The following is a 26918-nucleotide window of genomic DNA, read 5'->3' as shown; positions in this document are numbered from 1 at the left end:
ATCGCAACCCGGAATCCATTGCGCCTGGCAGTAGGGTGTGTGTTCGTGGAAATCATCCCGCGGCGACTCAAAGAGCCGCTGTATCGGATCTACGAGATGCGGCTGCGGCAGGGCCTGACCGCTTCCAAGTCGGAACTGCCCCGCCACATCGCGGTGCTGTGCGACGGGAACCGCCGGTGGGCGCGCGACGCGGGATACGACGACGTGAGCTACGGCTACCGGATGGGCGCGGCCAAGATCGCGGAGATGCTGCGCTGGTGTCAGGAAGCCGGCATCGAGATGACCACCGTGTACCTGCTTTCCACGGAGAACCTGCAGCGCGATCCCGACGAGCTGGCCGGGCTCATCGAGATCATCACCGACGTCGTCGAGGAGATCTGCGCGCCGGCCAACCGCTGGAGCGTGCGCACCGTCGGCGACCTCGAGCTGCTCGGCGAGCAACCGGCCCGCCGGCTGCGCGGGGCGGTGGAGTCCACCCCGGTCGTGGCGCCCTTCCACGTCAACGTCGCCGTCGGCTACGGCGGTCGCCGCGAAATCGTCGACGCGGTGCGTTCGCTGCTGAGCAAGGAACTCGCCAACGGCGCGACCGCCGAAGAGCTGATCGACACCGTCACCGTCGATGCGATCTCGGAAAATCTCTACACCTCCGGTCAGCCCGATCCCGACCTGGTGATCCGCACCTCGGGCGAGCAACGGCTCTCCGGCTTCCTGCTGTGGCAAAGCGCGTACTCGGAGATGTGGTTCACCGAGGCGCACTGGCCCGCCTTCCGCCGCGTCGACTTCCTGCGCGCGCTGCGCGACTACAGCCAGCGCCATCGCCGCTACGGGAAGTAAATCCGCTGCGCCTGTGACTCGTGGGGCGGCTGATCCCGCCCGACTGGCGCGTGTCAAATATTTACAAAATAACGGGAATAGCCGGGTGAACCACCTCGTCGTTGTATCCGTGGCAATAGCCAACACCGCCATCGCGAGGAGTAATCACATGTTGCTTGTTTCTGGTGTATCCGGCCTCACCACGCGGCCGCTCTACGACGCGACCGACTCGCTGTTGCGCTTCGCCGTGCGCGCCGACGCCACCCTGACGGGACTCTTCGGCTTGGTCATCGCCTTCCTCGCCGACCCGCTCTCGTCGCTGACCGGCCTGACGTCCTTCGAGAATTACGCCATGGGGGCCTTCTTCGTGATCTACGGCCTCGTGGTGTTCAGCCTCGGGGCGATGCCGGACGTGCGCGGTGTCGGCATCGGCGTGATCGTGGCCAACATCTTTTTCACGCTGTCCTCGATCGTGGCAACCGAAGCATTGCCGCTGACCATCACCGGGGCCGCGCTGACGCTGGCCAGCGGCGCCTACGCGGCCGCGTTCGCCGCGCTCCAGTACCTGGGAGTGCGTCGCCTCGAGACGGCGTAGTGGCGCCTAGAGCTTGCGCAGCCGCAGCCGATTGATGGAGTGGTCGGCGTCCTTGCGCAGCACCAGCGTGGCGCGCGGCCGGGTGGGCAGGATGTTCTCGACCAGGTTGGGCCGGTTGATGGAACGCCAGATCTCGCGGGCGGCGGCGACGGCCTTGGTGTCGTTGAGCGCCGCGTAGTGGTGGAAGTGCGACTCGGGATCGGCGAAGGCCGTGCTGCGCATGGCCAAAAACCGCGAGATGTACCACTGCTCGATGTCCTCGATCCGCGCGTCCACATAGACGCCGAAGTCGAACAGGTCCGACACCATCAGGGTCGGACCGGTCTGCAAAACGTTGAGGCCCTCGAGGATCAGGATGTCGGGATGCCGCACCACGTGCTTGGCCCCGGGGATCACGTCGTATTTCAAATGCGAATACACCGGCGCGCACGCGTAGTCCGAGCCCGACTTGACCGACGTCACGAACCGCATCAGCGCCCGACGGTTGTAGCTTTCCGGAAACCCCTTGCGATGCATCAGGTTTCGCCGGTCCAGCTCGGCATTGGGGTACAGGAATCCGTCGGTGGTCACCAGGTCCACCCGGGGATGATGGTCCCAGCGCGCCAAGAGCGCCTGCAGCACACGGGCGGTCGTCGACTTGCCGACCGCCACGCTGCCGGCGACCCCGATGATGAACGGCACCGGGCGGTCCGGGTTTTGCTGAGGTTCGCCCAGGAACTCGGCGGTGGCGGCGAACAACCGCTGGCGCGCCGCGACCTGCAGGTGAATCAGCCGGGCCAGCGGCAGGTAAACCTCTTCGACTTCGAGCAAGTCGATCTGTTCACCCAGTCCGCGCAGGCCGACCAGTTCCTCCTCGGTGAGGGCCAGCGGCGTCGACATACGAAGCGCACGCCATTGCTTTCGGTCGAACTCCACATAAGGGCTCGGCTCGCTAAGCCGCGGCATAGTGCAAGTGTTGCAGGAGCGCCGAAAAGCCCGACGGCTGGGCTGGCGAAAAGTCGGCGCTGGATAGACTGGCGCCGTGACTGCTGCACCTGACGCCCGCGCCACGACCTCCGTGATGTCCGCCCCGCTCGCCGAGGTCGATCCCGACATCGCCGGGCTGCTGGGCCAGGAGCTGGGCCGCCAGCGCGACATGCTGGAAATGATCGCGTCGGAGAACTTCGTCCCGCGCGCGGTGCTGCAGGCCCAGGGCAGCGTACTGACCAACAAATACGCCGAGGGCTTGCCGGGGCGCCGCTACTACGGCGGCTGCGAGTACGTCGACGTCGTGGAGAACATCGCCCGCGACCGGGCCAAGGCCCTCTTCGGCGCCGACTTCGCCAACGTGCAGCCGCATTCGGGCGCCCAGGCCAACGCCGCCGTCCTGCACGCGCTGATGACGCCGGGGGAGCGGCTGCTGGGTCTGGACCTGGCCAACGGCGGCCACCTGACGCACGGCATGAAGCTGAACTTCTCCGGCAAGCTCTACGAGAACGGTTTCTACGGTGTCGACCCGACGACGCATCTCGTCGACATGGACGCGGTGCGCGCCAAGGCGCTGGAATTTCGCCCCAAGGTCATCATCGCCGGTTGGTCGGCCTACCCGCGGATCCTCGACTTCGCGGCGTTCGCCTCGATCGCCGACGAGGTGGACGCCCAGCTCTGGGTGGACATGGCGCACTTCGCGGGCTTGGTCGCGGCCGGCCTGCACCCCTCGCCGGTGCCGCACGCCGACATCGTGTCGACGACCATTCACAAGACGCTCGGCGGCGGCCGCTCGGGCATGATCCTCGGCAAGCAGGAGTACGCCAAGGCGATCAACTCGGCGGTGTTCCCCGGCCAGCAGGGCGGACCGCTCATGCACGTCATCGCGGGCAAGGCCGTCGCGCTGAAGATCGCGAGCACCCCCGAATTCGTCGAGCGGCAGCAGCGCACCCTGTCGGGCGCGCGCATCCTCGCCGACCGGCTGTTGGCCGCCGACGTCGCCAAGGCCGGCGTATCGGTGGTCAGCGGCGGCACCGACGTGCACCTGGTGCTGGTGGATCTGCGCAACTCCCCGCTCGACGGCCAAGCCGCCGAGGACCTGCTGCACGAGGTCGGCATCACCGTCAACCGCAACGCCGTCCCCAACGACCCGCGGCCGCCGATGGTCACGTCGGGGCTGCGGATCGGCACGCCCGCCCTGGCCACCCGCGGCTTCGGCGACGCCGAGTTCAGCGAGGTCGCCGACGTCATCGCCACCGCCCTGGCCGCGGGCAGCTCGGCCGACGTGGCGGGGCTGCGCCAGCGCGTGACACGGCTGGCGCAGGAGTTCCCGCTGTACGACGGCCTGGAAGACTGGGCGCTGGTCGGCCGCTGACGCCCGTCTGGTCGGGTTCGAGGACCAACGTCACCACTTGCTCCGACACGACCCCGCCGATTTCATGAACCTGTGTACGCGGGTTACAGTTATCTCATGGCCGAAAGACCCGTCGCTAACGCGCTGACCCTGGAACTCGAGCCGGTCGTCGAAGCGAACGTCGACCGCCACCTGTCCACCGAAGAGCTCTGGTTCGCCCACGATTACGTGCCGTTCGATCGGGGCGAGAACTTCGCATTCCTCGGTGGGCGCGACTGGGACCCGTCGTCAATGACGTTGCCGAGACCGCTGACCGACGCCTGCGAGATCATGCTGCTGCTCAAGGACAACCTGGCCGCGCACCACCGCGAGCTGGTCGAGCACTTCATCCTCGAGGACTACTGGGGCCGCTGGCTGGGCCGGTGGACCGCCGAGGAACACCTGCACGCCATCGCGTTGCGCGAGTACCTGGTGGTGACCCGCGAGGTCGACCCGACCGCCAACGAAGAGGCCCGCGTCCAGTACGTCATGAAGGGCTACCGCGCCGACACCTACTCGCAGGTGGAGACCCTGGTGCACATGGCGTTCGTCGAACGCACCCACGCCGTGTTCTGCGAGAACCTGGCCGCCAAGCTCGAGGAGCCCATCCTGGCCGGCCTGATCGACCGGATCGCCCGCGACGAGCGGCGGCACGAACTGTTCTTCTCCAACCTCGTCGAGCACTGCCTGGGATACACCCGCGACGAGACGATCGCGGCGATCGCCGCCCGTGCGGCCGACCTGGATGTGCCCGGCGCCGACATCGACGCGTACCGCGACAAGGTGCAGAACGTCGAAAAGGCAGGCATTTTCGGTCCGGAGCAGCTGCGTCAGGCGATCTCCGACCGCATCGCCGCATGGGGGCTCGCGGACGAGCCCGCGCTGCGGCAATTCATCGTCGGCTGAGCCGCGGCCCCCTCCCCGCCGATCCCTTTGGGGCGTCGTCGCGGCTCGTCATGTCGGCGCGCCTGCACAGCGGGCACGCGACCACGGGAGTAGCGTCGTTCCCGATGGTCAGCGTCATGCTCTGCTGCCAGGGCGGCACCTCCCGTCACCACAACGGAAGGACCGGCCCCGGTCCTGGTGCTGCGGTTCCCGTCGACATGCCTGTGCGGGTCCGCGCGGGCTCATCCCGCTCGAGGAGCGCTACGTGACCGATATCCGGACCTACGTGATCGACACTTCCGTGCTGCTGTCCGACCCGTGGGCGTGCAGCCGGTTCGCCGAACACGAGGTGGTTGTTCCGTTGGTGGTGATCAGCGAGCTGGAGGCCAAACGCCACCACCACGAGCTGGGATGGTTCGCCCGCCAGGCGTTGCGCCTGTTCGACGATCTTCGGCTTGTGCACGGGCGCCTGGATCAACCCATTCCCGTTGGGATACAAGGCGGTACGCTCCACGTCGAACTCAACCACACCGACCCGGCGGTGCTGCCCGCCGGCTTCCGCAACGACAACAACGACTGCCGGATCCTGAGTTGCGCCGCCAACCTGGCCGCCGAAGGCAAACGAGTCACGTTGGTCAGCAAGGACATTCCGCTTCGGGTCAAGGCCGCCGCGGTGGGGCTGGCCGCCGACGAATACCACGCCCAAGACGTCGTGGCCTCCGGCTGGTCGGGCATGCGCGAGATCGAAACCGCCACCGAGGATATCGACGCCCTGTTCAGCGACGGCGAGATCGATCTGGCGGAAGCCCGAGACCTGCCCTGCCACACCGGCATTCGGCTGCTCGGTGGCAGCTCTCACGCGTTGGGCAGGGTCAACGCGGACAAGCGCGTTCAGCTGGTCCGCGGTGATCGCGAGGTGTTCGGATTGCGTGGGCGGTCCGCCGAACAGCGGGTCGCGCTGGACTTGCTGCTCGACGAGTCGGTCGGCATCGTGTCGCTGGGCGGCAAGGCCGGCACCGGCAAGTCGGCGCTGGCGCTGTGCGCCGGGCTGGAGGCCGTGCTGGAGCGGCGGACCCAGCGCAAGGTGGTGGTCTTCCGCCCGCTGTACGCCGTCGGCGGCCAGGAGCTGGGATACCTGCCCGGCAGCGAGAGCGAAAAGATGGGCCCGTGGGCGCAGGCCGTGTTCGACACCCTCGAGGGGCTGGCCAGCCCGGCGGTGCTCGAGGAAGTGCTGTCCCGCGGCATGCTCGAAGTGCTGCCGCTGACCCACATCCGGGGACGTTCGCTGCACGACTCGTTCGTCATCGTCGACGAGGCGCAGTCGCTGGAGCGCAACGTGTTGCTGACCGTGCTGTCCAGGCTGGGCACCGGGTCGCGGGTGGTCCTGACCCACGACATCGCCCAGCGCGACAACCTGCGGGTGGGCCGCCACGACGGGGTCGCGGCGGTGATCGAGAAGCTCAAGGGCCACCCGCTGTTCGCCCACATCACCCTGTTGCGCAGCGAGCGCTCGCCGATCGCCGCGCTGGTCACCGAGATGCTCGAGGAGATCGCCGGGCCGCACTGAGCGGTTTCGCCGCGAAGCTGTATTCCACGACAGCTCCACTCGCGATATGTGTCGCTGGTTGCAGTCTCGCGGTGAGTACGCTTTTACCGTGGCGAAACGACCCGACACCTTGGCCTGGCGCTACGGGCGCACGCTGGCCGGTGTCGTCGCCGCCGTCGCGGTGCTGGTGATCGGCGGGCTGACCGGTCACGTGACGCGCGCCGACGACCTGTCCTGCTCGGTCGTCAAATGCGTCGCGTTGACCTTCGATGACGGCCCCGGCCCCTTCGACGAGCGGCTGCTGCAGATCCTCAAGGGCAACGACGCGAAGGCCACCTTCTTTCTGATCGGCAACAAGGTGGCCGCCAACCCGGCGGGGGCCAAACGCATCGCCGACGCGGGGATGGAAATCGGCAGCCACACCTGGGAACACCCCAACATGACCACCATCCCGCGGGAGGACATCGCCGCGCAGTTCTCCAAGGCGAATGACGCGATCACCGCCGCGACCGGCCACACGCCGACGTTGTACCGGCCCGCGGGCGGCTTGTCCGACCCGGTGGTGCGCCAGACCGCCGGGCAATTCGGGCTGGCCGAAATCCTGTGGGACGTCATCCCTTTCGATTGGGCCAACGACTCGAACACGGCTGCGACGCGATCGATGCTGATGACCTACATCAAACCGGGCTCGGTGGTGCTGTTCCATAACACCTACTCGAGCACCGTCGATCTGGTCTATCAGTTCATCCCGGTGCTCAAGGCCAACGGCTACCGGATGGTGACGGTCAGCGAACTGCTGGGACCACGCGCGCCCGGCAGCAGTTATGGCGGCCGGGAGAACGGGCCACCCGTCAACGGTCTGCGCGACATTCCCGCCAGCGACATCCCCACGCTGCCCAACACGCCCTCACCCAAGCCGATGCCCAACTTCCCGATCACCGATATCCCCGGGCAGAATTCCGGCGGGCCGAACAACGGTGCCTAGCGCGACGAGCGGGCCCGCGACGAAAGGACGAAAGTCCGCTCGACGGTGGATGTTTCACTACGGCCTCGACTTGAGTCTGTCGTATGTGCTGGCGGTCGTCGAAGCGGCCGCCATCTTGATCCCGTTGCGCGGCCACACGTCCGTCGGGGCCAACGCCGACTTCGCGCGGCACAGCACGGGGCCGGTGGCGCTGCTCGTCGTGCTGGGCATCATCGGCGTCTCGGTGGCCGGCGCCTTGAGCCTGGCGCCCACACTGCGCTGGTTCGTGCCGGGCGACGAACCGACACCACAACAACGCGAGGCCGTGATGAAGCTCGCCGGGCGCCAGTCGGCGATCCTGGTGACGGCCTGGGCGCTGAGCGGCGGGACCTTCATCCTGCTGAATCTTGGTGGCGGGGCCCGGCTTCTGCTACCCATCGTGCTCGGCGTGCTGCTCGGCGGCTCGGCCGCCGCCGGCACGGGGATGCTGCTCGCGCAACGCACCCTGCGCCCCATCATGCGTGCCGCCACACTGGGCGCCGAGCCACGGCTGGCCGTGCCGAGCGTGTACGCGCGACTGGTTCTGCTGTGGTTCCTCTGCAGCGCGTTTCCCATCGCGGTCATCGCGTCCCTGGTCGTTCTGCGCTCCTACGGGTGGCTGATCGAGAAGTCGGCATCGTTGGACGTGCCGATCCTGGTGGTGTCGCTGGCGGCGCTGGTGTTGGGACTGCCGACGATGATCCTGACCTCGCGGTCCATCTCGGACCCGATCGGGGAGGTCGTCGACGCCATGGCGGAGGTTGAACATGGCCGCATGGAAACCTACGTCGGCGCCTACGAACGTTCCCAGATCGGGCGGCTGCAAACGGGTTTCAACCGTATGGTGGCCGGGCTCGCCGAGCGCGACCGGCTACGTGACCTGTTCGGCCGCCACGTCGGCGCCGACGTCGCGCAGCGCGCCGTCGAAGAGGGAGCCTCCCTGTCCGGCGACGTGGTCGAAGCGGCGGTGCTCTTCATCGACCTGGTGGGTTCCACCCAGCTCGCGGAAAGCCGCCCGCCGCAAGAAGTCGCCGAGGTGCTCAACGACTTCTTCCGGATCGTCGTCAACGCCGTCGACGAACACCACGGATTGATCAACAAATTCGCCGGAGACGCCGCGCTGGCCGTCTTCGGGGTGCCATTGCCGACCAGCGAGCCGGCGTCCGCAGCGCTGGCGACGGCCCGGGCGCTGGCCACTCAACTGCGCCGGCTGCCAGTCGATTTCGGCGTCGGCGTCTCCGCGGGGCGCGTGTTCGCCGGCAACGTCGGCGCCGAGAACCGGTACGAATACACCGTGATCGGCGACGCCGTCAACGAGGCCGCGCGGCTGGCCGACCTCGCCAAGACGTCCGATCGGCGAATCCTGTGTTCGGCGGCCGCCATCGATGCGGCCGGTGAGGCCGAACGCGGACACTGGGCCGAATGCTATTCCACCGTATTGCGTGGGCGATCCGAGACGACCCACGTCTCGGCGCCGACCACCTAGGACCAGGGCCGCGTCAGGATTTCGCGACCTTCAGCGCGGCGATGATCTTGCCGACGAGGTCCGCCGACGCGGTGTCACCGATGGGCGTGCTGCCGATGAACACGGTGACCGGCTTGGTGTCGACCGCGATGATGCTGACCGAGTCGCCCTTGACGTTGCGGGTGGGATCGGCGATCGTGACGTCGGCGTCGGCCCGCACCGCCTTGGTCCCGTCCACGGTGATCGACGACGTCTTGATCGGTCCCAGCGTGGGTGTCGCGTTGGCATAGCCGGGCCCGTTGACCACGCACTGCATCAGTTTGGTGGCTTGCGCCGTGAGGTCCATGCTGGCAACGAAATTGGTGACGCCGACCTCGGCCGTCATCATCCACTGATTGGCCCCGGGCACGTCCTGGGCGACGCCGAGTCCGCCGATCAGGTTGGGGCCCTGGTCATCGGAGAACACCGTCCACCCGGACGGCGCCGCACTGGCCGGGAACGACAGCTTTCCGGCGGTGATCGAGTCGCCCCGGGGCATCTCGCCGCCGGACACGTTCGGGGTGCAATCCGTGGCGTTCTGTGCCGAATTCTTCGGTTGCGAGACCGACGTGCTCGTCGACGGCGGCGCGGCGCTCGATCGCTTGTTGCCGTGGCCGCCCTTCATCACCACGAGGGTGGCGACCAACGCGATCACGGCCAGCGCGACCAGGCCGGCGACGATCAGCCAGGGCAGCTTCGAGCCGCCTGGGGGAGGGCCGGGCGGGTAGGGCCCGCCGGGCGGAAATGGTTGTCCCGGCGGGGGATACTGCGGTGCCTGGTACGGATTGACGGCGGGACCACCCGGCGGCGGATACGGGTACTGACCGCCCGGCGGGTAGCCGTACGGACCGCCCTGCGGGTAAGGACCCTGCGGGTAAGCGCCGCCGGCCGGCGGCTGGCCACCCCAATTCGGTTCCTGCCCATAGGGATTGCTTCCGTAAGGCCCAGGGCCGTAGGGGCCGCCGCCGGGAGGAGCCGTCATGGAAAAACCACCCTTACACTCATCGACACCGTCGCCGCGTGACGGTCGGGCCTAGTCTTCCGGCTTGACCTTCGCCATGGCCAACACGTCGAGCCGGCGGTCGAGCTCCTCGATCGACAGCTTGTCGCCGATCAGGCCGCGGTCGATCACGGTCTGGCGAATCGTCTTGCGCTCCTTGAGGGCCTGCTTGGCGACCGCGGCGGCCTCCTCGTATCCGATCGCCGAGTTCAGCGGCGTCACGATGGACGGCGACGACTCGGCGAGCTCGCGCAGGTGCTCGACGTTGGCCGCCAGGCCGGTGATGCAGCGCTCCGCGAACAGCTTCGAGACGTTGGTCAGCAGCTTGAACGACTCGAGGATGTTGCGGGCCATCATCGGGATGTACACGTTGAGCTCGAACGCACCGTTGCCGCCGCCCCACGCGACCGCGGCGTCGTTGCCGATCACCTGCGCGGCCACCTGCGTAACTGCTTCGGGGAGAACGGGATTCACCTTGCCGGGCATGATCGAGCTACCCGGTTGCAGGTCGGGCAGCTGAATCTCGGCCAGGCCGGTCAGCGGGCCCGAGCCCATCCAGCGGACGTCGTTGGCGATCTTGGTCAGCGACACGGCGATGGTGCGCAGCGCACCGGACGCCTCGACCAGGCCGTCGCGCGCGGCCTGGGCCTCGAAGGAGTTTGCCGCCGTGCGCAATTCGCTCAGGCCGGTGGAGGCAACCAACGTTTCGACGACCTTGGCGCCGAAGCCGTCGGGAGCGTTGAGGCCGGTGCCCACCGCGGTGCCGCCGATCGCCAACTCACCGAGCCGGGGCAGCGTGGCGCGCACCCGCTCGATGCCGGCCTCGATCTGGCGGGCGTACCCGCTGAATTCCTGGCCGAGCGTCACGGGCACGGCGTCCATCAGGTGGGTGCGGCCCGACTTGACCACGGTGTGCCATTCGCGGGCCTTGCCCGCCAGCGCCTCATGCAGCACCTCGAGCGCCGGAATGAGGTGGCGCACGGCGGCTTCGGTGGCCGCGATGTGGGTCGCGGTGGGGAAGGTGTCATTCGAGGACTGCGACATGTTGACGTCGTCGTTCGGGTGCACCGTGACGCCGTTGGCCGCGGCGATGCTGGCGATCACCTCGTTGGTGTTCATGTTGGAGCTGGTGCCCGAACCGGTCTGGAAGACGTCGATCGGAAACTGGTCGTCGTGGCGGCCGTCGGCGATTTCGGCGGCCGCGGCGATGATCGCGTCGGCCTTCTCCGGGGCCAGCAGCCCGAGGTCCTTGTTGACCTGCGCGCACGCGCCCTTCAGCAGGCCCAGGGCGCGGATCTGGGTGCGCTCCAGCCCGCGGCCCGAGATCGGAAAGTTCTCGACCGCGCGCTGGGTTTGCGCGCGCCACAACGCTTTTGCGGGGACGCGGACCTCGCCCATGGTGTCGTGCTCGATGCGGTACTCGGTGTCATCCGTGGCCATAGAGTGCTGGCTTCCTCGTTCTTCGATCTGGCGGTCAGGGCAGGGGATAGGCGGCAGAACTGTCGCCGGTGAAGTCGATGGCGGAGTATTCATTGAGCTTCGAAAGCCGGTGGTAGGCCTCGATCATGCGGACGGTGCCCGATTTCGACCGCATGACGATCGACTGGGTCGTGCAGCCGCCGGGGTAGTACTGCACCCCCTTGAGCAGGTCCCCGTTGGTGACCCCGGTGGCGCAGAAGAAGACGTTCTCGCCGGACACGAGGTCCTCGGTGGTCAAGATCTGATCGAGGTCATAGCCGGCGTCGATGGCCTTTTGGCGTTCCTCGTCGTCGGTGGGGGCCAGCTGCGCCTGGATGGCGCCACCCATGCACCGGATCGCGGCGGCCGCGATGATGCCTTCCGGCGTACCGCCGATCCCGGCCAGCATGTCGGTGCCCGAGTGCGGCCGGCAGGCCGAGATCGCGCCCGCGACGTCGCCGTCGGTGATCAGCCGGATGCGGGCCCCGGTGGCCCGGACGTCCTCGATCAGCTGGGCGTGCCGCGGCCGGTCGAGAATGCATACGGTCATGTCGCGCACCGACAACGCCTTCACCTTCGCGACGGCCTTGATGTTCTCGGCGATCGGCGCGGTGATGTCGAGCACGTGCGCCGCCTCGGGGCCGACGGCGATCTTGTTCATGTAGAAGACCGCCGACGGGTCGAACATCGCGCCGCGATCGGCCACCGCCAGCACGGAGATGGCGTTGGGCATGCCCTTGCTCATCAGCGTGGTGCCGTCGATCGGATCGACGGCGAAGTCGCACTCCGCGCCGTCCCCGTTGCCGACCTCTTCGCCGTTGTAGAGCATCGGCGCGTGGTCCTTCTCACCCTCGCCGATCACGACCACGCCGCGCATCGACACCGAGTTGACCAGCTCGCGCATCGCGTCGACGGCCGCGCCGTCACCGCCCTCCTTGTCGCCGCGGCCTACCCAGCGTCCGGCCGCCATGGCGCCGGCCTCGGTGACCCGGACCAGTTCCAAGGCCAGGTTGCGGTCTGGAGCCTCACCGCGCGGCCGCGCCTGCGCTGGAGCTCGGCCATTGGCGGTGGACGAGCGGTCGCCCTCAACTGTCATGGTTGCTGATTGTCCCAGAAGCGGATCGGTCCGCTGGAACTGGGATACTCGGGGGATGACCGAGAAGCCGCCGCTGAATGCCAGCTCGGACGGCTCTGTGGCCGACGAGCCGGCCCCGGCCGCCGGGCCCGCGCCCAGGCCGGCGAAGCCTCGGCTGCTGCAGGACGGCCGGGACATGTTCTGGTCCCTGATTCCGCTGGTCATTGGCTGCGTGGTGCTGGCCGGGCTGCTGGGCATGTGTTCGTTTCAGCTCGACAGCCGCAGGGGCCCCATCCCGTCCTATGACGCCGCGGCGGCCCTGCGGGCGGACGCGGCGACGCTCGGCTTTCCCATCCGCCAACCGCAGTTGCCCGGCGGCTGGCAGGCCAACTCCGGGCACCGCGGCGGCATCCCCAACGGGCGATCCGACCCCGCGACGGGTCAACGCGTGAACGCGCCCATCTCGGTGGTCGGATACATCAGCCCGAGCGGCATGTATCTGAGCCTGACCCAGAGCAACGCCGACGAGGACAAGCTGATCAACTCGATCCATCCGTCGGCGTATCCCACCGGGGCGGTCGACGTCAGCGGGACCAACTGGGTCGTCTATCAGGGGTCCGGCGAAAGCGGCGCGGACGCCGAAGCCGTGTGGACGACCCGGCTAAGCGGCCCGGGCGGCGCGACGCAGATCGCGATAACCGGCGCCGGAAGCAGCGATCAGTTTCGTACGCTGGCCTCGGCGACGCAATCGCAGCCGCCGCTGCCGACGAGCCGATAGAAGGGGACTCGCATGGGTGCACCGGAGGCCGATCTGTCCGGGTGGTCGGCGGCGCCGTTCAGCGGTGGCGGCTACACTCACGACGTCTACCGCAAGGGCGCCGGCCCCGGTGTGGTGCTGATCCCTGAGCTGCCCGGAATACATCCCGGCGTGCTGGGCTTGGGTAATCACCTGGTGGACAACGGTTTCACCGTCGCCATCCCGTCGCTGTTCGGCGAGCCGGGCCGTGCCAAGACGGCCGGTTACCTCGTCGGCGCCATCGGGCGAGCCTGTGTGGCAAGGGAATTCGCGGCGTTGGCGCTGAACAAGCAGCGGCCGGTGTCGGCGTTCCTGCGCGCGCTGGCGCGCGACCTCAACGCCTCGACTCCCGGCAAGGGCGTCGGCGTGATCGGCCAATGTTTCACCGGGGGATTCGCATTGGCCGCCGCGGTCGACGACAGCGTGCTGGCCCCGGTACTGTCGCAGCCGTCGGTGCCGTTCCCGCTCGGCGCCGCTCGGCGCCGCGACCCCGGCCTGAGCGAGTCCGAGCTGACCACCGTGGCCGACCGCTGCGCCACCGACGGCTTGTGCGCCATGGGATTACGATTCAGCGAGGACAAACTGTCGCCGGGCGAGCGGTTCGCGACGCTCAAGGAGCGCCTCGGGGACGCGTTCGAGGTGATCGACATCGATTCGGGCCCGACCAACCAGCACGGCTTCGGCAAGGCAGCGCATTCGGTGCTGACCGATGAGGTCCGCGAAATCGACGGACACCCCGCCTACGAGGCCCGTAAACGCGTGGTTCAATTCCTCACCGAGCGGCTCACCTAGCGGTCCGCTAGGCCGACCGCCTCGAACTGGCGAAATTCTCGGCGAGATCTGCTGCCTTGGCGACGCTTTCGGCGGGTGTCGTCATCCGGGCGGCAAGGTCGCGAGCTCGGATTGCATACTCCGGCGCCAAGATTCGGCGCAGGTCTGCGACGAGCGATTCCCGGGTGGTGGCGGATAGGCGGCGGTGGGTGCCCACCTTGAGGCGGCGTTTCACCTGGGCTCCCCAGATGATCTGATTGCCGTCCACGGACAGGACCAGGGTGGGAATTCCGGCACGCAGACTTGCGGCGGTGGTGCCCGATCCGCCGTGGTGCACGGCGGCCCGGCACAGGGGAAAGATGGACGCGTAATTCAGCGCGCCGACCACCTTGACGTGATCGGAATGCGGGACGTCGTCGAAGTCGCTCCAGCCGGCGCAAATCAACGCCCGCTCGCCCAACTGCGCGCACGCTCCGCTGATCATCTCGATCGTGTCGGACGGAGATTCCACCGGCATGCTGCCGAAGCCGAAGAAAATCGGCGGTGTTCCCGCGGCAATCCACGATGCGGCCTCGTCGTCGGCGCCCGTCGCCAACTCCATCGTCAGCGCGCCCACGAAGGGCCGTTGGCGCCGCCATTTCGCCCATTCGGCCGCCAATCCCGGGAAGGCAACCTCGTCGTAGGCCTGGATTTCCAAGGCTCTCAATGCGGCAATTCGTCGCGGTGAGGAAGACGTTGTCTTCGGCAGGCCGAGTTCGCCGCGCTGCGCGTCCTCGAGCTTTTTGCTCAGGCGCCACGTCAGCCAGTCGAACGCCCGCACCGCGAAGCGAGAGGCCGGTGCCGGCAAGATCGCCACAACCTGGCCGTTGGGACGCATCGGAACATGGTGCAGGGTAACCAACGGAAGACCATGGTATTCAGCCACATTGGCGGCGATTTCCTGATAGGTCTGCCCGGCGAGTACCACGTCGGCCCCCTCCGCCAACGACTTCAATGTCTCGTTCATGTGCGCCCAAGACTGGTCGGTGACCTTCTTGATTTCGAGCCCAGACCGCGATATGTCCCGAACCCTCCAGAACCTGCTGAACAGCGTCGTGGTGAAGGTGCGAAACGCGTCCATCCAGGCGTTCGTCTCCGCCCCGTAGGGCACCGCGGACAGGCCGGCCGATTGCGCGAAGCCGACCAAATCGGGCGGGACTGCGATGCACACATCATGCCCTCTGCGCTGCAGTTCGCGGCCGATAACAACAGCAGGCTCGATATCGCCTCGAGTTCCATAGCTTGCCAGCGCAAATCTCATGACGGATCTCAAACTTTCAATCGAGTGAAACCGGGACGGGTCACGTTATCTCTGAGTACAATTCGGACCATTTCACGATGTCGTCCAGGGGGCTGAGAAAATCAGTGTGCCTAATATCGCTGCACTCTATGGCAGCTCTCTCGGCGTGTGAACGGTGAAAATGGAATCTGATGGCGGCGCGTTACCGGCGGCCGCGGCGGCCGAACCGGCCAAGAGGTTGTTGTCGATCGACCTACTCGATGCCGATGAACACAGCCAGCTCGACGAATGGGGCAACCGAGCGGTGCTCGCACAGCCGGCCCGCACGCCGGTCTCGATTCCGCAATTGTTCGCGGCGCAGGTGGCCCGTGACGCGGAGGCGGTAGCGATCACGTGCGGGAGCCGCTCGATGAACTACGGCGAACTGGACGCGGCATCTAATCGATTGGCGCACCTGCTCGTTGACCGCGGCGCCGCCCCGGGCGAGCGTGTGGCGATGCTGCTGCCGCGCTGCGCCGAGGCGATCGTGGCGGTCCTGGCCGTGATCAAGACCGGGGCGGCCTACGTGCCGATGGATCCGGCGCACCCCGACGCGCGCCTCGGGATGGTCCTCGGTGACGCTGCCCCGATCGCCGTGATCACCACCGCGGACCTGCGTCTGCGGGTGGACACCTTGGACGTGCCCGTCATCGACATCAACAACTCCGCGATCGACGCCGGTGTTGCTGCCGCATTGCCGGCCCCCGCCGCCGACAACCTCGCCTACATCGTCTACACCTCGGGCACCACCGGCATGCCCAAGGGCGTGGCCGTCACGCACCACAATGTGACCCGGCTCCTCGAGTCACTCGACGCCGAACTGGCGCGGGGACAGGTGTGGACGCAATGCCATTCCCTGGCCTTCGACTACTCCGTCTGGGAAATCTGGGCTCCGCTTCTGTACGGCGCTCGGCTGCTGATCGTGCCCGACGGTGTCGTGCGTTCGTCGGAAGAATTCCACGCCCTGCTGGTGCGCGAACAGGTCAGCGTCTTGAGCCAGACCCCGTCGGCGTTCCACGCGCTGCAGACCGCCGACGCGCTGCACTCCGAGATGGGGCAGCTGAACCTCCAGACGGTGGTCTTCGGCGGCGAAGCGCTTGAACCGCAACGCCTTGCGTCGTGGTTCCGTAATCATCCGGGGTCGCCGCGGATGATCAACATGTACGGCATCACCGAGACGACGGTGCACGCCTCGTTCCGGGAGATCGCCGTCCGCGACGTCGAGAACAGCGTCAGCCCGATCGGCGTGCCGTTGGCGCATCTCGCCTTCTTCGTGCTCGATAAGTTCCTGCGTCGGGTGTCGGCGGGCGCCGTCGGTGAGCTGTATGTGGCCGGTGCGGGAGTGGCCTGCGGATACTGGGGCCGGTCCGGGTTGACGGCGTCGCGGTTCGTGGCGTGCCCGTTCGGCGATGCCCAGGCGCCCGGTCAATGTATGTATCGCACGGGCGATCTGGTGCGCTGGGACGCTGACGGTGAGCTGCAGTATGTGGGCCGCGCGGATGAGCAGGTGAAAATCCGCGGATATCGCATCGAGTTGGGCGAGGTCAGGGCGGCACTCGGCGCGCTGGACGGCGTCGAGCAGGCTGCCGTGATCGCCCGTGAGGACCGTCCCGGCGACAAGCGCCTGGTCGGCTACGTCACCGGGACCGCCGATCCGGTCAAGGTGCGCGCGCAACTGGCGGATCGATTGCCGGAATATATGGTGCCGGCCGCGGTCGTGGGGCTGCAGGCTCTGCCGCTGACGGTCAACGGCAAACTCGACACACGCGCCCTGCCGGCACCGGAGTACCGGGACGCCGACCGTTACTGCGCGCCGGGAGACGCGGTCGAGCAGGTCCTGGCCGATATCTATGCCCAGGTCCTCGGTGTCGATCGGGTCGGCGTGGACGACTCGTTCTTCGACCTGGGCGGGGACAGCGTGTTGTCGATGCAGGTGGTGGCCCGGGCGCGCGCGGCCGGTGTGGCGTGTCGACAGCGCGATGTCTTCGTCGAGCAGACGGTGGCCCGGCTTGCGCAGGTGGCCGTCTTGCTCGATGGCGAGGCGGCGGAGGTCGACGAGGGCGTCGGTGCGGTGGTGGCCACCCCAATCATGCGCTGGCTACACGATTTTGACGGTCCGGTCGATGAGTACAACCAGACGGTGGTGCTGCAAGCTCCCTCCGGAGTGACCGAGGCCGACGTCGTCGTCGTGTTGCAAGCCCTGCTGGACCGCCACGCCATGCTGCGGCTGCGCGCCGCGGACACCGGGAACGGGGATTGGTCGCTGTGGGTGCCCGAGGTAGGGGCCGTGGACGCCCGCGCCTGCCTGCAGTCGGTGGATGCGCTGTCCGACGAGGCGCTCGTGGCCGCCCGGTCACGGTTGAATCCGGCGACCGGGGCGATGTTCACCGCGTTGTGGGTGCCGAACACGGGCCAGTTGGCGTTGATGATTCACCATCTGTCCGTGGATGTGCCGTCATGGCGAATCCTGTTCGAAGACTTGAACATTGCATGGGCGCAACATCACCACGGGCAGCCGGTCGAATTGCCCACTGGTGGAACGTCGTTCGCGCGGTGGGCGGCGATACTGAGTGAGCACGCGCGCAGCCCGGCGGTCGTGGAGCTGGCCGACGCATGGCGCCAATTGCTGGCGACGCCCGCCGCGTTGCCCGCGGTGCGACCGGCGGTCGACACCTACGCCCGCGCTGGTCACCTGTTGGCGACGCTGGATATCGAGACCACTCACCAGTTGCTGGGCGAGGTGTCGGCCGCGTTTCACGCTGGGGTGCAAGACGTTCTGTTGATCGCGTTCGGGTTGGCCTGGAACGAATTCCTCGGCGCCGCCGGCGCACCGATCGGTATCAGCGTCAAAGGTCACGGCCGCGCCGAAGAACTGCGGCGCGACGTCGACCTGTCGCGCACCGTGGGATGGTTCACCAGTAAGTACCCGGTGGCGCTGACGGTGGGTGAATTGCCGTGGGCGCACGTAGCCGCCGGCGGGGCCGCGCTGGGACCGTTGATCGCGGCCACTTTGGAACGGCTTCGCGCCATGCCTGACGGCCTGACCTACGGTCTCCTGCGCTATTTGAATCCCGAAGTGGGACTGGCTGGTTCGGAGCCGACCATCGAATTCAACTACCTCGGGCGGTTTGACGCCGATGCGGCCGTTCTGTCCGAACATCTCTGGCGGGTCGACGAGGACGCCATGGCGACCATCCCCGCGGCGTCGGCGATACCCACGCCGCTCGGCCACACCGTGGAATTCAACGCCGCCCTCCTGGATACCGGTACCGGCCAGCGCCTGCACACGACATGGACGTGGGCACCCTCGGCGCTGGACGAGGAACAGATCCAGCGGCTGAACCGGCTGTTGTTCGAGGCACTGACCGGCATCTGCGCGCATGTGCGGCACGGTGGCGGCGGTGAGCCGGCACCGTCGGCCTGATCGTCGACGATAATGGCGTAACGACCCTGTTGAGCTCACTCGGGAGATTGTGCACGCGCATGGCGATCGACGACCTGGTGGTCGAAACCAGCAACGGCCCGGTCCGCGGCGTCGACGACGGCCGCGTCAAGGCGTGGAAGGGCATCCGCTACGCGGCGGCGCCAGTGGGCGACTTACGTTTCCGGGCGCCGCAACCGCCCGAGCGTTGGACCGAGATCGCCGACGCCAGCGTGTTCGGGCCGGCCTGCCCGCAACCGGTGTTTCCCAACATGCCGCTGGATCTGGGCGCACCGCAGGGCGAGGACTGCCTGCGGCTCAACGTCTGGGCATCCTCTGAGACCCGGCCCGGGGACGCCAAACCGGTCCTGGTGTGGCTGCACGGCGGCGCCTACGTCCTGGGATCGAGCAGCCAGACGCTCTATGACGGCAGCAGGTTGGTCAGCCACGGCGACGTCGTCGTGGTGACGGTCAACTATCGGCTCGGCGTGCTCGGCTTCCTCGACCTGACGTCGTTGGACACCGCGGGGCGACGGTTCGACTCGAACGTCGGGCTGCGCGACGCGCTCGCGGCGCTGGAGTGGGTGCGCGACAACGTCGCCGCCTTCGGCGGCGATCCGCACCGGGTCACGCTGTTCGGTGAATCCGCCGGGGCGGGCATCGTCACGACGCTGCTGGCCAGCCCGGCGGCCGACGGCCTGTTCGCCGGCGCGATCGCGCAGAGCTCGCCGGCCACCTCGGTGTACGACCGCGACCGCGCGCACCGGGTCACCCAAGCCTTCCTCGGCAAACTGGGGATCGCCCCGTCGGAGGCGCAGCGGTTGGTCGACATGCCGATGGCGGCGATCCTGGCCGCGTCGCAAGAGGTGTTCGACGAAGTGCCGGCGCGCAACCCGGGAACGCTGGCGTTCGTGCCGATCGTCGATGGCGACGTGCTGGGCGATTACCCGGTCAAGCTGGCGCAGGAGGGCCGCACCCACCCGGTCCCGCTGATCATCGGCACCAACAAACACGAGGCGGCACTCTTCCGGCTGATGCGCTCGCCGCTGATGCCGATCACCCCGAGCGCGATCACCTCGATGTTCAACCAGATCGCCGCCGAGCAACCCGATTTGCAGTTGCCCACCGAGGAGGAGATCGGCTCGGCGTATTCGCGATTGCGGCGCAAGGCGCGGAGTTTGAGCATCGCCACCGACGTCGGCTTCCGGATGCCCTCGGTGTGGCTGGCCGAGGGACACGCCCACGCGGCACCGGTGTATCTGTACCGGTTCGACTACTCCACCCCGTTGTTGAGGCTGCTGACGGTCGGAGCCGCGCACGCCACCGAATTGCCTTACGTCTGGGGAACTCTCGGTGCGCCCAAGGATCCCACGCTGAAGCTCGGCGGCACCAGAACCGCCAAGGCGGTCTCCAAGAGGGTGCGCACCCGATGGATCAACTTCGCCGCGCACGGCGCGCCCGCGGGACCCGCCGGTGAGCCGGAATGGCCCCGCTACCGGGCGACCGACCGTGCCTGCCTGCTCATCGGCAAGAAGGACACCCTCGCCCATGACGTCGACGCGAACATCCGCGCCGCCTGGGGCAGCGAGATGGTGAGCTTTCGCTAACCGGATACCTTGGCCGTCAACGCGTCTCGCTTCATCTGCTCGAACATGCCCACGTAGTACGGCAGACATTCCGACAGCGCCTGCTCCGTGGTGAACAGCGGTTGATAGCCGAGGTCACGAGACGCTTTGGCGATCGAGAAGAAGTTGTCCAGGTACAGCCGCTCGACGGCCAGTGGCTCGAGCAGCGGCGCCGGTATCCCAAACCGGAAATGCAGCCGTTGCCAACCCGTCATCGCCGCGCGCACGACGGGGCCGTTCACCCGGACGCGGGGCCAATTCTCGCCGCAGGCCTCGATCACCGGCCGCGCGAACTCGAACATGTTGATCGGCTCGGCGTCGTTGATGAAGTACGCCTGACCGGGTGCGGTGCCGCCGGGTACCAGATGCTGGGCCGCCAAGATGAAACCGTGAATCAGGTTGTGCACGTAGGAGTTGTCCAACCTGGCCGATTTGCGGCCGATCAACACCTTGACGTGACCGGCGATCACGCTCTCGAACAGCTTGCGGAACATCGTCTGGTCGCCGCGGCCCCAGATGCCGCTGGGCCGGATCGCACACGTCAGTAGGCCGTCAACATTGTTCTGGCCCAATACAAATCGCTCGGCGATCACTTTGGTCTCGGTGTACAGATCGTTGAACCGGTCGGTGTAGGGCAGCGTCTCGTCGCCGCCCGCGATGTTCTGGCCGCCCATCACGACACTGTTCGACGAGGTGTAGACGAAGCGCTGCACCCCGGCCGCCTGCCCGGCGCGGACCAGGTTCTCGGTGCCCCCGACGTTGACCCCGAAGCTGCGCTGGCGGTACTCCTCGGTCACCGACGCGCCGCCCATCAGGTCGATGATCGCCGCGGTGTGAAACACCGTGTCGATGCCGTCGACCGCTCGGGCGCACACGGCCGTGTCGGTGATGTCTCCCTGCAGCACCTCCAACTGGGGATGCTCCGGTAGCGGCGAAGGGGCGCGGTCAAACGAGCGGACCTGATGCCCGCGGTCGAGCAGGGTGGTCACCAGGTTGGCGCCGACGAATCCGGACCCCCCGGTGACCAGGACGCGGCCGAGCTCGGCCGTCAGAGATGCATCACCCATGCGCGAAATCATAACTGAAACGTGTTCCAGTTCGGAAAAAATCTTTCAACGCAGCCCTCCGATGTTGCGGGTCTCAGGCGTCGTCGGCGTCGCCGGAGGCGAGCGCGTCCTCGATCCGCTTGCGGGCGCCAGCTAAATGCTCCTCGCAGCGTTTAGCCAGCTGTTCGCCTCGTTCCCATAGCTGCAGCGACGCATCGAGGTCCAGCCCGCCCTGCTCCAGCAGCCGCACGACCTCGATCAGTTCGTCCCGGCACGCTTCGTAGCCCAGCTGACTAATAGGTGTAATGGATTCGGTCCCCTCCGGCTCGGCGGGGCCCTCCCCGGCGTCATTCTTACGGGCCATCGGCCGGCCCCTCGCTGACGGCGGCCACGGCGCCGTCGGCCACCCGCACCCGCAAGCGGGTGCCCGCCGGCGCGTCGTCGACCGAACGCAGCACCCGGCTCTCGGCGGGACCGACCGATTGCACGACCGCATAGCCGCGCGCCAATGTGGCCGCCGGGCCCAGCGTCGCCAGCCGCGCGCTCAGATGGCCGATCCGTTCGGTTTCAGTGGCGGCCAGCCGGGTGATGTCGCGGCGAATCGCCGACCGGGCGCGGTGAATCTCCTCCGCGCGTGCCTTCAGCGCCGTCAGTGGCTCGGCGAGCACCGGGCGGCTGCGTATCTGGGCCAGGGCACGTTGCTCGCGAGATACCCAGTTGCGCAACGCCTGTGCGCTGCGCCGGCGCAGGTCGTCGATCAGCCGCTGTTCGGCCGCGGTGTCGGGAACCACCTTTTTGGCCGCGTCTGTCGGGGTGGCCGCACGCAGATCGGCGACCAGATCGCACAGCGGGTTGTCGGGTTCGTGGCCGACGGCGCTGATCACCGGGGTGCGGCACGCCGCGATCGCGCGGCACAGCGTCTCGTCGGAAAACGGCAACAGGTCCTCGACGCTGCCACCGCCGCGGGCGAGGACGATGACGTCGACGTCGGCGTCGCGGTCGAGCTCACGTAGGGCGTCGACGATCTGCGCAACCGCGCTGGGCCCCTGGACCGCCGTGTTGCGCACCGCGAAACGGACCGCAGGCCAGCGGGCCGCCGCCACCGTTCTCACGTCGCGCTCGGCCGCGCTCGCCCGGCCGGTGATCAGGCCGATCATGTTGGGCAGGAAGGGGATTGGGCGCTTGAGCCGCGGATCGAAAAGCCCTTCGGCGTCCAACAGCCTGCGCAGCCGATCGATGCGTGCCAGCAGCTCTCCGACCCCCACCGCGCGAATCTCGCTGAGCCGCAACGAAAATGTGCCGCGACCGGTGTAGAACGAGGGCTTGCCGCACACCACCACCTGCGTGCCCTCCGCCAGCTTCACCGGCGCATTCAGCACCAGGTCGCGCGGGCACGTCACGCTCAGCGACATGTCGGCGGCGGGGTCACGCAGCACCATGAACACGGTCTTGGAATCGGGCCGCATCGAGACCTGGGCGAGCTGACCCTCCACCCAGACGGTGCCCAGCTTGTCGATCCAGCCGGCCACCCGGATCGCCACCGCGCGCACCGGAAAAGGGTTTTCCGCGGAATTCGGTTCGGACGTATTGGCTCGGGTCACTTCGCGTTCGCGCGGGTGATCCTGTTGGCGAGCAACGTCTGGAACGGGGCGCGGCCCTTGGTCGCCTGCTCGTAGGCCAGCAGGTCTTCGAGTTCATCCACGCTCAGCGATTGCAGACGGGCCCGCAGCTGGGCCAACGTCAGCGCCGAGTAGTCCAGCTCGGTGGCCACCGCCGGCTGCGAGACCGACGCGCCGGCCGCCGGCTTCTTCGATGGGCGGGCGGGTTTGGTCAGCGCGCTGGCATCTTCGTGCGCGTCGGCCACCGAGTACAGCGCGAACCGTCCCTCGGCCCGGCGTTCGCCCTCGCCGCCGTCGGTCACCGTGGCATAAGCCCCGTCGATCGCGTCGTCCACGTCCTCGTCGAACGTCGCCCATTCCGGCTTCTCGTCCTTGGGCGGGAAAATCGACTCGAGGGTGCTGTCCCCCTTGATCACCAGCTCGGCGAGGTTTTGCTGGAAGCGCATCACGATGTGCGCCGCCTGACTGGCCAGTGTCATCGGGTACATCAGGATGGTTTTCGGCAGCCTGATGGTCTCCTCAACGGCGACCGTCGCCGCGCCGACCAGCAGCCGAACCCCATACGGTGCAGTAGCCATGGGTCCAAGATTGCCTTAAGCGGCGGCTAACTCCAAGCCCGCCGCCGCGAGCTGGCAGCCCCGTGTCGGCAGAACGTACCCTGGGGGACATGCCCTCGACCGTCGACATGGGGATTCCCGGCGCAGCCAGCTCGGTCGCCGTCCCCCCGACCCGCAAGCGCGTGCTCCTGGCGGAGCCGCGCGGTTACTGCGCGGGCGTGGACAGGGCCGTCGAGACCGTGGAGCGCGCGCTGGAAAAGCACGGGCCGCCGGTCTATGTGCGTCACGAGATCGTGCACAACCGGCACGTGGTCAGCACGCTGGAAAAGGCCGGTGCGGTGTTCGTCGAGGAGACCGACGAGGTGCCCGAAGGCGCCATCGTGGTGTTCTCCGCGCACGGCGTCGCCCCCTCGGTGCACTCGGCGGCCGCCGAACGCAACCTGCACACCATCGACGCCACCTGCCCCCTGGTCACCAAGGTGCACAACGAGGCCCGGCGATTCGCCCGCAACGACTACGACATCCTGCTCATCGGCCACGAGGGCCACGAGGAGGTCGTCGGCACCGCCGGGGAGGCGCCCGACCATGTGCAGCTGGTCGACGGGGTCGCCGCCGTGGACAACGTGACGGTTCGCGACGAGGACAAGGTGGTGTGGCTCTCGCAGACCACGCTGTCGGTCGACGAGACCATGGAAATCGTCGAACGGCTGCGGCAACGATTCCCCAAGCTGCAGGACCCGCCCAGCGACGACATCTGCTATGCGACCCAAAACCGGCAGGTTGCGGTCAAGGCGATGGCGCCGGAGTGCGAGCTGGTGATCGTCGTCGGGTCGCGCAATTCGTCGAACTCGGTGCGCCTGGTGGAAGTGGCGCTGGGCGGCGGGGCCGCCGCGGCCCACCTGGTCGACTGGGCCGATGACATCGACCCGGCCTGGCTCGAGGGAGTCACCACGGTCGGCGTCACGTCCGGGGCGTCCGTTCCCGAGGTCTTGGTGCAAGGGGTGCTCGAGCGGCTCGCCGAGTGCGGCTTTGACCTGGTGCAACCGGTCACCACCGCGCAGGAGACCCTCGTGTTCGCGCTGCCGCGCGAGATCCGCTCAGCCCGCTGAGGGCCTTGGACCGCTGGCGGTGACTCGCCGCGCCCGGCTGCGCCGTTAGACGTCGTACTCCCAGGATTCCGCCGCGGGCCGCCCGTGCGCGCGACCCGGTGTGCGTGAGCGACTCCGGCGCTCGGTGTGCGGCTCCCGCGGTTGGTCCTGGGTGCCGCCGCGGTAGCGGACCTGCGAGATGGGGTGATGCGTGCCGCCGCTCCCGGTCGACGGGGGCCGCCGGCGCCGCGGCTCATAGGGCTCGCGGCTCTCCTCGTACCTGTCGCCGTAGGGCTCAAAGCCGTCGAAACGGCTGCCGCGGGGCGCGGGCCGGTCGTAGGGTCGCTCGTAGGGATTGCGGCGGGTGCGCGGCTCGCGGCGCGGCTCCCGGGGGGTTTGGCCGCGCAAGTCCGGGTCGCCCTCCGGCCTGGGCCGGCGCCGTGACCGGCGGGGCGGTTCGGCGTCGTAGTCGCGGGCGGCCGCAGCGTTGCGGCGGGTACTGCGCCGTGGACGCTCGGGCCGCTCGACCGACTCGTCGTCGAGGGACGGTCGCGCATGCCGGGAGCGGGAACGCGTGGAGGAGCGACCGTCGCGCGCCGTTCTGCGTGTCCTGGCCGACGAGCCCGACGTGCGGCCGCGGCGCGACTCGGTGGCCTCGTCGGTGTCATCGGCATCGGGCTGCAGCGCCGACTGCAGTTTGGCGCCGATGCTGTTGAAGAAGGACTTGACGTGCACGCCGGTGGCGCCGGCGGAATCGGTCGACGTGCTCGTCGCCTTCGTGCCCTGGGCGTTTCCGAAATACCAGCGGGCCAGTCCGATCGCCAGGACGGCGCCGGCGGTGCCCAGCATGAGCGGGAAGCGCTCGATGAGCGGATAGCCGCAATTGATCAGCAGGTCTTTGAGGCGGCCGATCTTGGCGTCGTGGAACAGCCAGTAGGCGCCGGGCACGGCGCAGAACAGGATCAGCGGCGGCTGGATGATGGTGGTGAAAATGCCGTCCTGGCGCACCGCGAGCACCGCCGCCACGCAACCCGCTATATAGAAGCCCGCGAAGACGTGGGTCAGTTCCTTGTGACCAGCGTCGATTCCGTAGCCGATAGCTGTCGCGGTGACGGCGATAAGCAGGGCTGCATACCAGGGGGCGCCTGGGATGTTGGGGTGGACCGAACGGTGAGCACCATCCACCGTCGCACTAGCCCGCTGTGCTGACACATGTAGACCGTACCGGGAATGGACCGAAAGGCTCGTAAATACCTCGTAGCGATCCTGTGGCGTGCCCCATTCCCGCGCACGCTCGGCCGCGTGGCGGTCCCGATCGTCCGGCACGCCCGCGGCCCCTAGACTTGGCTCCCTGTGAGCCTGAGCCTGGGAATAGTCGGCCTGCCCAACGTCGGCAAGTCCACGTTGTTCAACGCGCTGACCCGGAACAACGTGGCGGCGGCCAACTACCCGTTCGCGACGATCGAACCCAACGAGGGCGTCGTCCCGCTGCCCGATCCGCGGCTGGACAAGCTGGCGGAGATGTTCGATTCCGAGAAAATCGTGCCGGCGCCGGTCACATTCGTCGACATCGCCGGGATCGTGAAGGGCGCGTCCGAGGGCGCCGGGCTGGGCAACAAGTTCCTGGCCAACATCCGCGAGTGTGACGCGATCTGTCAGGTGGTGCGGGTGTTCGCCGACGACGACGTCGTGCACGTCGACGGCAAGGTCGATCCGCGCTCGGACATCGAGGTGATCGAGACCGAGCTGATCCTCGCCGACATGCAGACCCTGGAGAAGGCCGTGCCGCGCCTGGAGAAGGAAGCCCGCAACAACAAGGAACGCAAGCCGGTGCACGAGGCGGCCGTCGCCGCGGAGGCGGTCCTGAACTCGGGCAAGACGCTGTTCGCGGCCGGCGTCGACGCGTCCCTGCTGCGCGAGCTGAACCTGATGACCACCAAGCCGTTTCTGTACGTGTTCAACGCCGACGAGTCCGTGCTGACCGACGATGCCCGCAAGGCCGAGCTGGCCGCGATGGTCGCCCCCGCCGACGCGGTGTTCCTGGACGCGAAGATCGAGGCCGAGCTGCAGGAGTTGGATGACGAATCCGCCGCCGAGCTGCTCGAGTCCATCGGGCAAACCGAGCGGGGGCTAGACGCGTTGGCGCGGGCCGGTTTTCACACCCTCAAGCTACAGACCTACCTGACGGCGGGCCCAAAAGAGGCGCGCGCCTGGGTGATTCACCAGGGAGACACCGCTCCCAAGGCCGCCGGGGTGATTCACACCGACTTCGAAAAGGGCTTCATCAAGGCCGAGATCGTGTCCTACGACGACCTGATCGCCGCGGGTTCGATGGCGGCGGCCAAGGCGGCCGGCAAGGTCCGCATGGAGGGCAAGGACTACGTCATGGCCGACGGCGACGTGGTGGAGTTCCGCTTCAACGTCTAAGCCATCAAAGTA

The 26918-nt window shown here is 67.8% G+C and carries 23 protein-coding genes; 13 read left to right on the top strand and 10 right to left on the bottom strand.

Going from position 1 to position 26918, the window contains the following annotated elements:
• Positions 1 to 45 precede the first annotated feature (45 nt).
• Together QGN31_RS19955 and QGN31_RS19950 are read left to right on the top strand one after the other, a co-directional pair.
• Positions 46 to 834, top strand: a complete 789-nt coding sequence (locus QGN31_RS19955; protein ID WP_008254334.1) for a (2Z,6E)-farnesyl diphosphate synthase — start codon at positions 46 to 48, stop codon at positions 832 to 834.
• Positions 835 to 982: 148 nt separating this feature from the next.
• Positions 983 to 1408 (top strand): hypothetical protein, encoded by a 426-nt coding sequence (locus QGN31_RS19950; protein ID WP_014383990.1) that lies wholly within the window; start codon positions 983 to 985, stop codon positions 1406 to 1408.
• A 6-nt stretch (positions 1409 to 1414) separates the two neighbouring features.
• Here the strand turns inward: QGN31_RS19950 and coaA are convergent, their stop codons facing one another.
• Positions 1415 to 2353: a type I pantothenate kinase gene (gene coaA / locus QGN31_RS19945; RefSeq protein WP_008254336.1), complete on the bottom strand. Its 939-nt coding sequence runs from the start codon at positions 2351 to 2353 to the stop codon at positions 1415 to 1417.
• A 115-nt stretch (positions 2354 to 2468) separates the two neighbouring features.
• On the opposite strand from coaA, the gene glyA reads away from it, so the two are divergent.
• The 5 genes from glyA (at position 2469) to QGN31_RS19920 (ending at position 8687) form a co-directional block, all read left to right on the top strand.
• A complete protein-coding gene (glyA, locus tag QGN31_RS19940) occupies positions 2469 to 3749 on the top strand; it encodes a serine hydroxymethyltransferase (RefSeq protein ID WP_043954550.1) in 1281 nt (426 codons plus the stop codon).
• Between the two features lie 96 nt (positions 3750 to 3845).
• Complete coding sequence (locus QGN31_RS19935) at positions 3846 to 4673, top strand: acyl-ACP desaturase (RefSeq protein WP_008254339.1); 828 nt, start codon at positions 3846 to 3848, stop codon at positions 4671 to 4673.
• 244 nt (positions 4674 to 4917) lie between these two features.
• The gene (locus QGN31_RS19930; RefSeq protein ID WP_014941401.1) at positions 4918 to 6219 is read left to right on the top strand and encodes a PhoH family protein; all 1302 of its coding nucleotides are present in this window, start codon (positions 4918 to 4920) and stop codon (positions 6217 to 6219) included.
• A gap of 88 nt (positions 6220 to 6307) precedes the next feature.
• Positions 6308 to 7183, top strand: coding sequence for a polysaccharide deacetylase family protein (locus QGN31_RS19925; protein WP_008254353.1), 876 nt, complete (start codon positions 6308 to 6310; stop codon positions 7181 to 7183).
• A gap of 49 nt (positions 7184 to 7232) precedes the next feature.
• The gene (locus QGN31_RS19920) at positions 7233 to 8687 is read left to right on the top strand and encodes an adenylate/guanylate cyclase domain-containing protein (RefSeq protein WP_008254355.1); all 1455 of its coding nucleotides are present in this window, start codon (positions 7233 to 7235) and stop codon (positions 8685 to 8687) included.
• Positions 8688 to 8700: 13 nt separating this feature from the next.
• On the opposite strand, the gene QGN31_RS19915 is transcribed toward QGN31_RS19920, so the two are convergent.
• The 3 genes from QGN31_RS19915 to glpX are packed head-to-tail and all read right to left on the bottom strand — an operon-like array spanning position 8701 to position 12259.
• Positions 8701 to 9687 carry a hypothetical protein gene (locus QGN31_RS19915; protein WP_014941402.1) on the bottom strand — a complete coding sequence of 329 codons (987 nt, stop codon included), beginning with the start codon at positions 9685 to 9687 and terminating at the stop codon, positions 8701 to 8703.
• 51 nt (positions 9688 to 9738) lie between these two features.
• The gene (locus tag QGN31_RS19910; protein WP_014941403.1) at positions 9739 to 11145 is read right to left on the bottom strand and encodes a class II fumarate hydratase; all 1407 of its coding nucleotides are present in this window, start codon (positions 11143 to 11145) and stop codon (positions 9739 to 9741) included.
• Between the two features lie 34 nt (positions 11146 to 11179).
• Entirely contained in the window at positions 11180 to 12259 is a 1080-nt protein-coding gene (gene glpX, locus QGN31_RS19905) for a class II fructose-bisphosphatase (RefSeq protein WP_026071430.1), read from the bottom strand.
• A gap of 55 nt (positions 12260 to 12314) precedes the next feature.
• Between glpX and QGN31_RS19900 the strand changes: the two genes are divergently transcribed.
• A complete protein-coding gene (locus tag QGN31_RS19900; protein ID WP_008254364.1) occupies positions 12315 to 13016 on the top strand; it encodes a DUF4245 domain-containing protein in 702 nt (233 codons plus the stop codon).
• Positions 13017 to 13028: 12 nt separating this feature from the next.
• Positions 13029 to 13826, top strand: coding sequence for a dienelactone hydrolase family protein (locus QGN31_RS19895; protein ID WP_008254365.1), 798 nt, complete (start codon positions 13029 to 13031; stop codon positions 13824 to 13826).
• A gap of 7 nt (positions 13827 to 13833) precedes the next feature.
• Here QGN31_RS19895 and QGN31_RS19890 read toward each other — a convergent pair whose 3' ends face one another.
• The gene (locus QGN31_RS19890) at positions 13834 to 15105 is read right to left on the bottom strand and encodes a glycosyltransferase (protein ID WP_014381969.1); all 1272 of its coding nucleotides are present in this window, start codon (positions 15103 to 15105) and stop codon (positions 13834 to 13836) included.
• Positions 15106 to 15259: 154 nt separating this feature from the next.
• Between QGN31_RS19890 and QGN31_RS19885 the strand changes: the two genes are divergently transcribed.
• On the top strand, positions 15260 to 18547 hold the full coding sequence (locus QGN31_RS19885) for a non-ribosomal peptide synthetase (protein WP_014941404.1): 3288 nt from the start codon (positions 15260 to 15262) through the stop codon (positions 18545 to 18547).
• Between the two features lie 59 nt (positions 18548 to 18606).
• Entirely contained in the window at positions 18607 to 20151 is a 1545-nt protein-coding gene (locus QGN31_RS19880; protein ID WP_014941405.1) for a carboxylesterase/lipase family protein, read from the top strand.
• On the opposite strand, the gene QGN31_RS19875 is transcribed toward QGN31_RS19880, so the two are convergent.
• The 4 genes from QGN31_RS19875 to QGN31_RS19860 form a co-directional block, all read right to left on the bottom strand.
• The gene (locus QGN31_RS19875) at positions 20148 to 21248 is read right to left on the bottom strand and encodes a 3-beta-hydroxysteroid dehydrogenase (RefSeq protein WP_014383997.1); all 1101 of its coding nucleotides are present in this window, start codon (positions 21246 to 21248) and stop codon (positions 20148 to 20150) included. The genes QGN31_RS19880 and QGN31_RS19875 overlap by 4 nt on opposite strands.
• Positions 21249 to 21309: 61 nt before the next feature.
• A complete protein-coding gene (locus QGN31_RS19870; protein WP_008254374.1) occupies positions 21310 to 21579 on the bottom strand; it encodes an exodeoxyribonuclease VII small subunit in 270 nt (89 codons plus the stop codon).
• Positions 21569 to 22816: an exodeoxyribonuclease VII large subunit gene (xseA, locus tag QGN31_RS19865; RefSeq protein WP_014383998.1), complete on the bottom strand. Its 1248-nt coding sequence runs from the start codon at positions 22814 to 22816 to the stop codon at positions 21569 to 21571. Before xseA ends, QGN31_RS19870 begins: the two co-directional genes overlap by 11 nt.
• On the bottom strand, positions 22813 to 23412 hold the full coding sequence (locus tag QGN31_RS19860) for a lipid droplet-associated protein (protein ID WP_009953444.1): 600 nt from the start codon (positions 23410 to 23412) through the stop codon (positions 22813 to 22815). The genes xseA and QGN31_RS19860 overlap by 4 nt, the downstream gene beginning before the upstream one ends.
• An 89-nt stretch (positions 23413 to 23501) precedes the next feature.
• Between QGN31_RS19860 and QGN31_RS19855 the strand changes: the two genes are divergently transcribed.
• Complete coding sequence (locus tag QGN31_RS19855) at positions 23502 to 24500, top strand: 4-hydroxy-3-methylbut-2-enyl diphosphate reductase (RefSeq protein ID WP_008254378.1); 999 nt, start codon at positions 23502 to 23504, stop codon at positions 24498 to 24500.
• A gap of 45 nt (positions 24501 to 24545) precedes the next feature.
• Here QGN31_RS19855 and QGN31_RS19850 read toward each other — a convergent pair whose 3' ends face one another.
• A complete protein-coding gene (locus QGN31_RS19850) occupies positions 24546 to 25691 on the bottom strand; it encodes a DUF6542 domain-containing protein (RefSeq protein WP_193375537.1) in 1146 nt (381 codons plus the stop codon).
• A gap of 141 nt (positions 25692 to 25832) precedes the next feature.
• Between QGN31_RS19850 and ychF the strand changes: the two genes are divergently transcribed.
• Positions 25833 to 26906 (top strand): redox-regulated ATPase YchF, encoded by a 1074-nt coding sequence (gene ychF / locus QGN31_RS19845; protein WP_014941407.1) that lies wholly within the window; start codon positions 25833 to 25835, stop codon positions 26904 to 26906.
• Positions 26907 to 26918: the final 12 nt, after the last annotated feature.

Source organism: Mycobacterium sp. 2-64, from assembly GCF_035918375.1.
Taxonomy (GTDB): Bacteria; Actinomycetota; Actinomycetes; order Mycobacteriales; family Mycobacteriaceae; genus Mycobacterium; species Mycobacterium intracellulare.
Note: the sequence above shows the minus strand (reverse complement) of the source record. Positions and strands in the feature narration are given on the sequence as shown.

What these genes read in the sequence shown, in the direction of transcription:
- QGN31_RS19890 (WP_014381969.1), bottom strand. Translation starts at nt 15,105, where the DNA reads ATGAGATTTGCGCTGGCAAGCTATGGAACTCGAGGCGATATCGAGCCT.
- QGN31_RS19915 (WP_014941402.1), bottom strand. Translation starts at nt 9,687, where the DNA reads ATGACGGCTCCTCCCGGCGGCGGCCCCTACGGCCCTGGGCCTTACGGA.
- QGN31_RS19910 (WP_014941403.1), bottom strand. Translation starts at nt 11,145, where the DNA reads ATGGCCACGGATGACACCGAGTACCGCATCGAGCACGACACCATGGGC.
- glyA (WP_043954550.1), top strand. Translation starts at nt 2,469, where the DNA reads ATGTCCGCCCCGCTCGCCGAGGTCGATCCCGACATCGCCGGGCTGCTG.
- QGN31_RS19860 (WP_009953444.1), bottom strand. Translation starts at nt 23,412, where the DNA reads ATGGCTACTGCACCGTATGGGGTTCGGCTGCTGGTCGGCGCGGCGACG.
- QGN31_RS19950 (WP_014383990.1), top strand. Translation starts at nt 983, where the DNA reads ATGTTGCTTGTTTCTGGTGTATCCGGCCTCACCACGCGGCCGCTCTAC.
- QGN31_RS19875 (WP_014383997.1), bottom strand. Translation starts at nt 21,248, where the DNA reads ATGATTTCGCGCATGGGTGATGCATCTCTGACGGCCGAGCTCGGCCGC.
- QGN31_RS19855 (WP_008254378.1), top strand. Translation starts at nt 23,502, where the DNA reads ATGCCCTCGACCGTCGACATGGGGATTCCCGGCGCAGCCAGCTCGGTC.
- glpX (WP_026071430.1), bottom strand. Translation starts at nt 12,259, where the DNA reads ATGACAGTTGAGGGCGACCGCTCGTCCACCGCCAATGGCCGAGCTCCA.
- QGN31_RS19900 (WP_008254364.1), top strand. Translation starts at nt 12,315, where the DNA reads ATGACCGAGAAGCCGCCGCTGAATGCCAGCTCGGACGGCTCTGTGGCC.
- QGN31_RS19935 (WP_008254339.1), top strand. Translation starts at nt 3,846, where the DNA reads ATGGCCGAAAGACCCGTCGCTAACGCGCTGACCCTGGAACTCGAGCCG.
- QGN31_RS19895 (WP_008254365.1), top strand. Translation starts at nt 13,029, where the DNA reads ATGGGTGCACCGGAGGCCGATCTGTCCGGGTGGTCGGCGGCGCCGTTC.
- QGN31_RS19880 (WP_014941405.1), top strand. Translation starts at nt 18,607, where the DNA reads ATGGCGATCGACGACCTGGTGGTCGAAACCAGCAACGGCCCGGTCCGC.
- QGN31_RS19920 (WP_008254355.1), top strand. Translation starts at nt 7,233, where the DNA reads ATGTTTCACTACGGCCTCGACTTGAGTCTGTCGTATGTGCTGGCGGTC.
- QGN31_RS19870 (WP_008254374.1), bottom strand. Translation starts at nt 21,579, where the DNA reads ATGGCCCGTAAGAATGACGCCGGGGAGGGCCCCGCCGAGCCGGAGGGG.
- coaA (WP_008254336.1), bottom strand. Translation starts at nt 2,353, where the DNA reads ATGCCGCGGCTTAGCGAGCCGAGCCCTTATGTGGAGTTCGACCGAAAG.